The 10,210-nt window shown below is 67.7% G+C and carries 8 protein-coding genes; 5 read left to right on the top strand and 3 right to left on the bottom strand.

Features of this window, described 5'->3' with window-relative positions; translation table 11 throughout:
- Nucleotides 1-153: 153 nt before the first annotated feature.
- From GJ693_RS10525 to GJ693_RS10515, 3 genes are read right to left on the bottom strand one after another with little or no spacing between them, the layout of a single operon-like run.
- Nucleotides 154-576, bottom strand: coding sequence for a DoxX family protein (locus tag GJ693_RS10525; RefSeq protein ID WP_156256263.1), 423 nt, complete (start codon nt 574-576; stop codon nt 154-156).
- Nucleotides 573-2,402 carry an amidohydrolase gene (locus GJ693_RS10520; protein ID WP_156256264.1) on the bottom strand — a complete coding sequence of 610 codons (1,830 nt, stop codon included), beginning with the start codon at nt 2,400-2,402 and terminating at the stop codon, nt 573-575. Before GJ693_RS10520 ends, GJ693_RS10525 begins: the two co-directional genes overlap by 4 nt.
- Nucleotides 2,403-2,419: 17 nt before the next feature.
- Nucleotides 2,420-2,629: a DUF1427 family protein gene (locus GJ693_RS10515; RefSeq protein WP_156256262.1), complete on the bottom strand. Its 210-nt coding sequence runs from the start codon at nt 2,627-2,629 to the stop codon at nt 2,420-2,422.
- Nucleotides 2,630-2,865: 236 nt separating this feature from the next.
- On the opposite strand from GJ693_RS10515, the gene GJ693_RS10510 reads away from it, so the two are divergent.
- The 5 genes from GJ693_RS10510 to GJ693_RS10490 form a co-directional block, all read left to right on the top strand.
- Nucleotides 2,866-3,789 carry an AraC family transcriptional regulator gene (locus tag GJ693_RS10510; RefSeq protein ID WP_197042109.1) on the top strand — a complete coding sequence of 308 codons (924 nt, stop codon included), beginning with the start codon at nt 2,866-2,868 and terminating at the stop codon, nt 3,787-3,789.
- Nucleotides 3,790-3,806: 17 nt separating this feature from the next.
- Nucleotides 3,807-4,679, top strand: coding sequence for an AraC family transcriptional regulator (locus GJ693_RS10505; RefSeq protein WP_156256260.1), 873 nt, complete (start codon nt 3,807-3,809; stop codon nt 4,677-4,679).
- A gap of 374 nt (nt 4,680-5,053) precedes the next feature.
- The gene (locus tag GJ693_RS10500; RefSeq protein WP_156256259.1) at nt 5,054-6,187 is read left to right on the top strand and encodes an efflux RND transporter periplasmic adaptor subunit; all 1,134 of its coding nucleotides are present in this window, start codon (nt 5,054-5,056) and stop codon (nt 6,185-6,187) included.
- On the top strand, nt 6,184-9,345 hold the full coding sequence (locus tag GJ693_RS10495; RefSeq protein ID WP_156256258.1) for an efflux RND transporter permease subunit: 3,162 nt from the start codon (nt 6,184-6,186) through the stop codon (nt 9,343-9,345). The genes GJ693_RS10500 and GJ693_RS10495 overlap by 4 nt, the downstream gene beginning before the upstream one ends.
- Nucleotides 9,342-10,210, top strand: an 869-nt coding sequence (locus GJ693_RS10490) for a TolC family protein (protein ID WP_197042108.1), incomplete at its 3' end; no start/stop codon positions are given. The genes GJ693_RS10495 and GJ693_RS10490, both read left to right, overlap by 4 nt.

Raw genomic sequence — 10,210 nt, 5'->3', positions numbered from 1 at the left:
ACGCCTCGCCCGGCCAGGCCGGCGCACCGAAACTGGCCACCGCGCGCCGCCAGGCGAGGCCGGTGCCGGCCATGCCCATCACGCTGGCAAACAGCGACATCGGCACCCGCGCCAGCCAGGGCCGTACGGCAGCTGGCGGCGCGGCGCTGGCCATCAGCCACGCCCCTGCTTCAGGTGCAGCAGCACCAGGCCGGCGATGAGGCCGAGATGCTCGCAGAAGGTGGTCAGCTCATGCACGCGGCTCGCCAGCGGCGCGTTCCAGAAATCATGCGCCAGGATCGAGGCCAGCAGGGTGAAGCCGCTCAGCGCCAGCACCGCCGGGCCGCGCACCGGCGGCGGCCCGAACAGGCAGATGCCGCCCGCCAGTTGCAGCAGGATGACCAGCGGCGTCAGCACCGGGGCGAGGCCGGGCAGGCCGGTGATGTCGGCCACTTCGGCGATGGCACCGGTGTAATCGGCCAGCTTGGCGATGCCGCTGACCAGGAAGGGCAGCGCCAGCGCCGATGCGCAGAGCAGCCAGGTCCAGGGCAGGCTGGCGTTGGCCGCCTGCGGCCGGGAAAGCGAGTGGTTCTTCATATCGCCCAGCACAGGCAGCCCAGCGCGCCCCAGAAGCGTTTCAGCTCGGCCGGCACGACGGGCAGGCTGGCGCTGGCGGCCTGGGCGTGGCTGTGGCCATGCACGCCGCAGGCCGTGCTGCAGGCGCATTGGCTGGCCAGTGCGGGCTGTGGTTGTTTCTGGTAGCCGCCAAACAGGCCGACCGGGGACCAGTCCGGCATCGGCGGCGGCAGTGGTGGTGCCAGCTCGGCATAATCGCCCGCGCCATAGACAATGCGCCCGCCCACGATTGTTAGTAGCGCTTCGGTCTGGCGGATCTGGTCGCCGGGGATGCTGAAATAATCCTGCGACAGCACCACCACGTCGGCGAACTGGCCCGGTTTCAGCTGGCCCTTGCGGCCGTCCTGGCCCGAAAACCAGCTGACATTGCTGGTCCACATCCTGAGCGCCGCCTCGCGGTCGAGCAGGTTGGCGGCGGGATAGAGCAGCTGGCCGCCGAGGGTCTTGCCGGTGGTCAACCAGGCGAGGCTGACCCAGGGATCATAGGAGGCGACTCGCGTGGCGTCAGTTCCGGCGGACGTGCGCACCCCGGCTTCGAGCACGCGGCGGAAGGGTGGGGTGGCAGCGGCGGCTTCGGCGCCATAGCGTTCGATGAAATATTCGCCCTGATAGGCCATGCGATGCTGAAAGGCGATGCCGCCGCCGAGCGCCGCCACCCGGTCGATCGAGCGCGGCGAGATGGTTTCGGCATGGTCGAAGAACCAGTTGATGCCCGCCAGCGGAATGTCGCGATTGACCTTTTCGAACACATCCAGCGCGCGCGATATCGTCTCGTCGTAAGTGGCGTGCAGCCGCCACGGCCAGCGCCGCTCGGCGAGCAGGCGCACCACGGCTTCGAGATCATCCTCCATGCTGGCCGGCAGATCGGGGCGCGGCTGGCGGAAATCCTCGAAATCGGCGGCGGAAAACACCAGCATTTCGCCGGCGCCATTCAACCGATACCAGTCGTCGCCCTGGCCGATGGCGCTGCTGTCCGTCCAGCGGCGGAAATCGGCCAGTTCGTCGCCGGCCTTCTGGGTGAAGAGATTATAGGCGATGCGCAGGGTCAATTGGCCCTCGGCGTGCAACTGCTCGACGACGGCATAATCCTCGGGGTAATTCTGGAAGCCGCCGCCGGCATCGATCACGCTGGTCACGCCCAAGCGGTTGAGATCGCGCATGAAATGGCGGGTGGCGTTCTTCTGGTACTCGATCGGCAGCTTGGGCCCGCGCGCCAGCGTGGAATAGAGGATGCCGGCGTTGGGGCTGGCAATCAGCAGCCCGGTGGGATTGCCGGCGGCATCGCGCTGGATGATGCCGCCCGGCGGGTCGGGCGTGTCCTTCGTGTAGCCCACTGCCGCCAGCGCCGCGCGGTTGAGCAGGGCCCGGTCATAAAGGTGGAGGATGAACACCGGCGTATCGGGGGCGACGGCATTGATCTCGTCGAGCGTCGGCAGCCGGCGCTCGGCAAACTGCTGTTCCGAAAAGCCGCCGACCACGCGCACCCATTGCGGTGCCGGCGTGCGGTCCACCTGTGCCTTCAGCATGCGCATGGCATCCGCCAGGCTGGGCACACCGTCCCAGCGCAGCTCCAGGTTGAAGTTCAGCCCGCCGCGGATGACGTGGATATGATTGTCTGAGAGGCCCGGGATCACCCGGCGGCCGCCGCAATCGATGATTCGAGCATCCGGGCCGGCAGCGGCGCGGGCCTCGGCCAACGGTCCGGCCGCCGCGACCAGACCATCGGCCAGCGCGAGGGCTTCCGGTGCCGGATTGGCCGGATCAAGCGTGGTGAAGCGGCCGTTCATCAGGAGGATACTGCCCCTCACGGCTGCTTGTCCGGCGCGGTTGCCGTTTCAGCCGGGGGCCTGGATGGCAGCCACTGCCGCGCCAGGGTGGGCAGCTGTTCGCCGACCAGGATGCCGAACAGGCCAACCAGCGCGACGATCGGCGGTGCCGGGGAGCGCACGCCAAGCAGCCCGTACAGCAGGCCAGCAAGCAGCCCGGCACCCAAGGAGAACAAGTAGAGCTTCATGACGAATCCCCGTTGCACTGGGCCTCACCTGCACCGCTGGCGTGGTGTCGTCGCCGCCAATCCTGTCCAGACTGCGCCGATCTTGCGCAATTGCGCCCGTGATTGCGGCTTCCGTCCTGTTGGCGGGTGAAGTTCCGGCCAAGTGCCTTCCACCTTTCGATAATCTGCCATATCTCTCTGCTCGATGGGTGTGTGCACCGGCCCCGGCCGAGGGGCCGCAAGAGGGTATGCGGACGGTGGACTTCTACGCCCCAGGCCTCGCCAGTGATGGCGTGTGGCCTTCTTTCGAGGAATGGATGGCGCACGGCGGACTCGCCGAGCATGTGGTGGCGCGCAAATCGGGCGGCAACCTCGTGTCGATGTTCCACAGCCGCCAGCCGGCCGGCAACATGTCGGATCCGGCCGTGCCCACCTTTGTCATGGTGCAGAATGTCGGCGGCATCATCCGCCATCGCTCCGACATGGGCGACGGCATGCGCTATCGCATCGATGCGCCGGGCTCGCTGCACGTGCTGCGGCCCGACTATGCCACCGATATCGATGTGCACGGCAGCCACGAGATCCGCACCTTCGCCTGGCCGGCGAACTGGGTTGTGAGCACCATGGCGCGGCATGAAGCGCTGGCGGCGCACCTGCTTGGCGACGAACTGCCTGGCCGCGCCTTCCAGTCCGAAACCATCTATCAGCTGCTCGATCTGCTGTGGCAGTCCGGCGGGGACGGCGGGGTGGCTGAACAGCTGGCCGTTGAAGGCCTCAGCCTGAACCTGCTGGCCGAACTGGCCCGCATCGTCCAGCAGCCGGTGGCGCTGTCGCGCGGCGGCCTGGCGCCCTGGGCGGCACGGCGCTGCATCGAATTTGTCGATGCCAATCTGCACCGCCAGATCGGCATTGCCGAACTGGCCGCCATTGCCGATCTGTCGCCCTTCCACTTCGCCCGTGCTTTCAAGGCCAGCATCGGCATGGCGCCCGGCAGCTACCAGCGCCAGCGCCGGGTGCAACGCGCCAAGGAACTGCTGCAGACCAGCGAATTGCCGGTGATCGAAGTGGCCGCAGCCGTCGGCTATGACACGCCGCAGGCCTTTGCCCGCATCTTCCGGCGCAGCGCCGGCGTCACCCCGTCGCTGTGGCGACGCCGGCATCGCCGGGAAGGCGCCATCTGACGGGGCCTGGCGCAGGCATGCTTGATTTCCCGGCCTGGATGGCCGCCAGCCAGCTGGCGCCCTACATCGCCGAGCGCAAGGCCGGCGGCGCACTGGTCACCATGTTCGATTCCATGCACCCGCCCATCGATATCGAAACGGCGGCGACGGCCAACATGGTCATCGTGCACAACATCGGCGGGGTCATCCGCCAGCGATCCGATCTGGGTGATGGCCTGCGGCACCGGGTTGATCCGGCCGGTTCGGTCTTAGCCTTCCGCCCCAGCTATGCCAACCGGCTGGCCGTGCACGTGCCGCACCATGTGCGCAGCTTCAGCTGGCCACTGGACTGGATCTCCACCGCCTTTGCCGGCCAGGACATCGATGCACCATCGGAATCGCTGGCCGGTGTGTTTGGCCGGCCGCTGCAATCCGTGACGCTGCACAGGTTGCTGAGCCTGTTGTGGCACGAAAGCGACGATGGCACCGCCGGCGCCCGGCTGACAGCCGAGGGCATCAGCCTGTGCCTGATGGGCGAATTGCTGAAGGCCGCGCAAACGCCGGTGACCGTGGCACGCGGCGGCCTGTCACCGCGGGTGCTGCGGCTGTGCGTCGATCACGTCATGGCCAATCTCGATCGCGACGTGAGCATCGGTGAACTCGCCGGCCTGGCGCAACTTTCCAGTTTTCATTTTGCCCGCGCCTTCCGCACCAGCGTCGGGCAGGCGCCGGGCAGTTTCCAGCGCGCCGCACGCATCGAGCGGGCGCAGCGCCTGCTGGCGGACACCGGGCTGCCGGTCATCGAGGTCGCCGCCCAGGTCGGCTATGAAACGCCGCAGGCTTTTTCGCGCGTGTTCCGCCGTGCCACCGGTGTCACACCCTCGCATTGGCGGCGCGTCAGCCGCAGCTGAACGACGGGCCGGCCGGAGGGGTGGGGCTCCGGCCGGCCCGTGCGCTGCCGCTGGCGGGTCGGCCAGGCGGCAGGCTGGGTGCGATCGGTGGGGTCGCGCAGGGAGGGGTCATCGCACCAGCCCACCGATCAACTTGATGGTAACCGCGGCCGTGATCGGCCGCGTGGCCGGAACCGGCGCCAGCGCACCAATCTTGCTGCCAATCCGCCCTGCGACAGATGCGCGCGAACCTGTGGCAGAGGCCAATGCACCGCAAGAATGGTGCAGTCGCAGCAGTCCCGCCGCTTGAGCAGGGTTGCAACGCGCGGGCACTAGGGTCACTGCGGCCCGGTTGGCTCTGGTCCGCCGCTCGAACGGATCAAGGGGTGCTCTTCATGGGTCGACACGCTGCATTGGCTGGCTTGCTCCTGCTCGGGGCCTGTTCGCAGGCCCCGGAAGGCCAGGGCCAGGGCGCACCGCCGGTGCGGGTGTCGCCGCCCGTGCAGAAAGAGGTGATCGACTGGGACGAGTACAGCGGCCAGTTCGAGGCGGTGGAATCGGTCGAGGTGCGGGCGCGGGTGTCGGGCTATCTCGATGCCGTTGCGTTCCGCGAAGGCGCCATCGTGAAGAAGGGCGATCTGCTCGCCCGCATCGATCCAAGGCCGTTCGAAGCGGCGCTGGCCTCGGCGCGGGCCGACGTCGAATCCGCTGTCACCCGCCGTGACCAGACCCAGGCCGATCTTGGCCGTGGCCAGGTGCTGGTGAAGGAAGAGGCAATCAGCCGCGAGGATTTTGACGCGCGCGTGCAGGCCCGCCGCGAAGCCGAAAGCCGGCTGGCCGCCGCCCGCGCCCGGCTGCGCGCCGCCGAGCTTGACCTGGGCTATACCGAGGTGCGTTCGCCGATTTCGGGCCGGGTTGGCGCCCGGCTGGTGACGGTGGGCAATCTGGTTTCCGGCGGCGGGCCGACGAGTACACTTCTCACCACCGTCTATTCGATCGATCCGATCTATTTCGGCTTCACCGCCGATGAAGCCGCCTATCTCAAATATGTCCGTCAGAATGCCGAGGGCGAACGGCCGTCGTCGCGCGATGCCGCCAACCCGGTGAAGCTGCGCCTGCAGGATGAACAGGGCTTTGTCCACGATGGCCGCATGAACTTCGTCGACAACCGCATCGATCCGACGACGGGCACGATGCGCGGCCGCGCTGTGTTCCGCAACAGCGATGGCCTCTTCCTGCCCGGCATGTTCGGCCGGCTGCAACTGCTCGGCTCGGGCCGCTATCGCGCGCTGCTGGTGCCGGAAGCGGCCATCCTGTCCGATCAGTCCAACAAGATCGTGCTGGTGGTCGGCAAGGACAATGTCGTGCAGCCGCGCCCCGTCACGCTGGGCGCGCTGCAGCCCGACAACATGCGGGTGATCCGGTCCGGCATCGGCCCGGCTGACCAGGTGATCGTGGGCGGCATCGTGCGCGCCCGGCCCGGTTCCAAGGTGACGCCGCAGCCGGCGGGCGCGGGAGCCGGCAAGTGAAATTCTCCCGCTTCTTCATCGACCGGCCGATCTTCGCGGCCGTCGTCTCCATCCTGATCACGCTGGCCGGCATCATCGCCTATTTCGGCCTGCCAGTGGCGCAGTATCCGGAGATCGCGCCGCCCACCATCACGGTGACGGCCACCTATCCCGGCGCCGGCGCCGAAACGGTGGCCGATACCGTCGCGACCCCGATCGAGCAGGAGCTGAACGGCGTCGAGGGCATGCTCTACATGTCGAGCCAGGCCACTGATGATGGTCGGCTGACCATCACCGCCACTTTCCGGATCGGCACCGATCTCGATGCCGCGCAGGTGCTGGTGCAGAACCGCGTCAACATTGCTGAGCCGCGCCTGCCCGAGGCGGTCCGCCGGCTGGGCGTCGTCACCCAGAAATCCTCGCCCGACATGCTGATGGTTGTGCACCTGTTCTCGCCCGACAACAGTCGCGACCAGCTTTACGTCTCCAACTATGCGCTGCTGCAGATCAAGGATCGGCTGGCGCGGCTGGATGGCGTGGGATCGATCCTGGTGTTTGGCGCCCGCGAATATTCGATGCGCATCTGGCTCGATCCCGAACGCATGGGCACCCTGCGGATTTCGGCCAGCGAGGTGCTGGCAGCGATGCGCGCCGAAAACGTGCAGGTGGCCAGCGGCGTGCTCGGCCAGCCGCCGACATCGCGGCCGGTGGCGCAACAGATCGCCGTGCGCACCACCGGCCGGCTGCGCACCGCCGAGGAATTCGGCAACATCGTCGTCAAGACCGATTCCGCCGGCCGCATCACCCATGTGCGCGACATCGCGCGGGTGGAACTGGGCGCGCAGGATTATTCCACAAACGCCTATCTGGGCACCAATCCGGCGGTCGCCATTGCCATCTTCCAGCGCCCCGGCTCCAACGCGTTGGCCACGGCCAAGGCGGTGGAAGCCACCATGGACGAGCTGGCGCAGGATTTCCCCAAGGGCCTGGCCAAGACGGTGGTCTACAACCCCACCGAGTTCATCGCGGAATCGGTGAACGAGGTCTACAGCACCATCTTCGAAGCCGCCCTGCTGGTGGTGATCGTGGTGTTCGTCTTCCTGCAGAGCTGGCGGGCAGCGCTGATCCCGATCATCGCCATCCCGGTCAGCCTGATCGGCACCTTCGCGGTGATGGCGGCGCTGGGCTTCTCGCTCAACAGCCTCACACTGTTTGGCCTGGTGCTGGCAATCGGCATCGTTGTCGACGATGCCATCGTGGTGGTCGAAAATGTCGAACGCGAGCTGGCGGCCGGCAAGACCCCGCGCGAGGCGGCCTATGTCACCATGGACGAGGTGGGCGGTGCCCTGGTCGCCATCGCGCTGGTGCTGACCGCGGTGTTCGTGCCAACCGCGTTCATCGGTGGCATCTCCGGCCAGTTCTATACCCAGTTCGCGCTGACCATCGCGACGGCCACCATCCTGTCGGCCACCGTCTCGCTGACCCTGTCGCCGGCGCTGGCCACCATCCTCTTGCGCCCGCACAGCAAGGATCATGGCCGCACACCGGGGGTGCTTGATCGCTTCTTTGCGCGTTTCAACAGCGGATTTGATCGCCTCTCCGAACGCTACGGCCTGCTGTCAGGGCGCATCGTGCGCCGCACCGGGCTGGTGCTGATCGTCTATGCCGCCTTGCTCGGCATCGCGGCCTGGCGCTTTGCCGCCACGCCAGGCGGCTTCATTCCGCAGCAGGACCAGGGCTATCTGATTGTCGCCATGCAGCTGCCCCCCGGCGCGTCGCTGCAGCGCACCGATGATGTGCTGCGCCGCGCCACCAAGATCATCCTCGACACGCCGGGCATGGCCAACACCGCGGGTTTTGCCGGCTTCAACGGCGCCACCTTCACCAATGCCCCCAACGCCGGCGCCATCTTTGCCGTGATGAAACCCTATGGCGAACGAGCGCCGGCCATGGCCCTGCTGGGCGAGCTCAACAAGCGGCTGTCGGCGATCGATGACGCCTTCATCATCGTCATCCCGCCGCCGGCAGTGGCGGGCATCGGCAATGGCGGCGGCTTTCGCATGATGATCGAGGATCGGTCCGGCGCCGGGTCGCAGCGGCTGAACGAGGTCACGCAGCAGATGCTGCAGGCCGCATGGGCGGAACCGCGCCTCGCCAACATGTTCAGCTTCTATGAAACCGGCACGCCGCAGCTCTTCCTCGATATCGACCGCGAGAAGGCGCAGAAGCTGGGTGTGCCGGTGGGCGAGGTCTTCTCCACCCTGGAAGTCTTCCTGGGTTCGGCCTTCGTCAATGATTTCAATTATCTGGGCCGCACCTACCGGGTGTCGGCGCAGGCCGATGCGCCGTTCCGCATGTCCACGGCCAATATCGCGTCGCTGCGCATCCTCAATCCGTCGAACGGCCAGATGGTGCCGATGGGATCGCTGGTCACCACCCGCAACATCACCGGGCCATCGCGCCAGCCGCGCTACAATCTCTACCCGGCGGCCGAGATCGACGGCAACGCGGCGCCGGGCATTTCCAGCGGCACCGCGCTGTCGATCATGGAGGGCATTGCCAAACGCACCCTGCCCGATGGCTTCGGCTTTGAATGGACCGGCATCGCCTATCAGGAACGCAGCGCTGGCAATACGGCCGGTGTGGTGTTCGCCCTGGCCGTGCTGGTGGTGTTCCTGGTGCTGGCCGCCCAGTATGAAAGCTGGCTGCTGCCGCTGGCCATCGTGCTGATCGTGCCGATGTGCCTGCTCTCGGCCATCATCGGCGTTGGCCTGCGCGGCATGGACAATAATATCCTCACCCAGGTTGGGCTGGTGGTGCTGGTCGGCCTGGCCTGCAAGAACGCCATCCTGATCGTCGAATTTGCCCGCCAACTCGAATCCGCAGGTCGCAGCCGCTGGGACGCGGCGGTTGAGGCGGCCCGGCTGCGGCTGCGGCCGATCCTGATGACCAGCTTTGCCTTCATCCTGGGTGTGGTGCCGCTGGTCATCGCCAGCGGTGCCGGCGCCGAGATGCGCCAGGCGCTGGGCACCGCCGTGTTTGCCGGCATGCTCGGCGTCACCGGCTTTGGCCTGCTGCTCACCCCGGCCTTCTATGTGATCACCCGCGGCCTCGCCGGCAGGCGGGAGCAGGCGGCAACCGGCCCCGAAGCGGCCGGCAACAACGAGGTGTCGGCATGATGCGCCCGGTCGTCCTCATCGCCCTGATGCCCGTGCTGATACTGGCCGGTTGTGCCGTGGGCCCGTCCTACAAGGGGCCGCCCACCGTGACCGCCAGCGCCGCCCCGGCCTTTGATCGCGCGCCGCTGGCGCAGGCCGCCGCCGATGCGCCGTTGCAAGCCTGGTGGCGGCAACTGGGCGACGCGCAGCTCGATGCGCTGATCGGTTCCGCGCTCGCCCACAACCGGGACCTCGCGGCCGCCGAAGCCAATTTGCGCGCGGCGCGGGCGCTGCTGTCGGAGCGCACGGCGGATTTCCTGCCCTCATCGCAGGTCAGTGCCAGCTATCAGCGCCAGGGCTTTTCCTCGCAGGGCCAGGCCTTTGGCAGCGGCTTCGCGCTGCCAGAGCGCGATTTCTATTCGATCGGGATCGACAGCAGCTGGGAGATTGATCTGTTCGGCCGCCTGACCCGGCGCCGGCAGGAGGCACTGGCGCAAGCCGGCTCGGCCCAAGCGGTGCGCAATGATCTCAAGGTCAGCATCGTGGCCGAAACGGTAAGCACCTATCTCGCGCTGCGCGGCGCCCAGCAGCGGCTCGACGTGGCCGAACAGAGCGCCGCCAACCAGGCCAGCAGCGCCGATCTCAGCGAGAAATTGCTGCGAGCCGGGCGTGGCACCGGCCTCGACGTGGCGCGCGCAAATGCCCTCCTGGCGACCACCCGCGCCAGCATGGCGCCGCTGGCGGCGGAGGTGGACGTGGCCATCCACCGCCTCGGCGTGCTCACCGGCGCCTCGCCATCGGCGCTGCGTGGTCAGCTGGACGCGCTGAAGCCGCTGCCGGCATTGCCGGCGACCCTCAGCGTCGGCGACCCGGCCAGCCTGCTGCG

It is taken from the genome of Sandarakinorhabdus oryzae (assembly GCF_009733735.1).
GTDB lineage: Bacteria > Pseudomonadota > Alphaproteobacteria > Sphingomonadales > Sphingomonadaceae > Sandarakinorhabdus > Sandarakinorhabdus oryzae.
Note: the sequence above shows the minus strand (reverse complement) of the source record. Positions and strands in the feature narration are given on the sequence as shown.

Bases quoted from the DNA above. Each gene is read 5' to 3' on its own strand.
- GJ693_RS10525 (WP_156256263.1), bottom strand. From the start codon at position 576: ATGAAGAACCACTCGCTTTCCCGGCCGCAGGCGGCCAACGCCAGCCTG.
- GJ693_RS10520 (WP_156256264.1), bottom strand. From the start codon at position 2,402: ATGAACGGCCGCTTCACCACGCTTGATCCGGCCAATCCGGCACCGGAA.
- GJ693_RS10515 (WP_156256262.1), bottom strand. From the start codon at position 2,629: ATGAAGCTCTACTTGTTCTCCTTGGGTGCCGGGCTGCTTGCTGGCCTG.
- GJ693_RS10505 (WP_156256260.1), top strand. From the start codon at position 3,807: ATGCTTGATTTCCCGGCCTGGATGGCCGCCAGCCAGCTGGCGCCCTAC.
- GJ693_RS10500 (WP_156256259.1), top strand. From the start codon at position 5,054: ATGGGTCGACACGCTGCATTGGCTGGCTTGCTCCTGCTCGGGGCCTGT.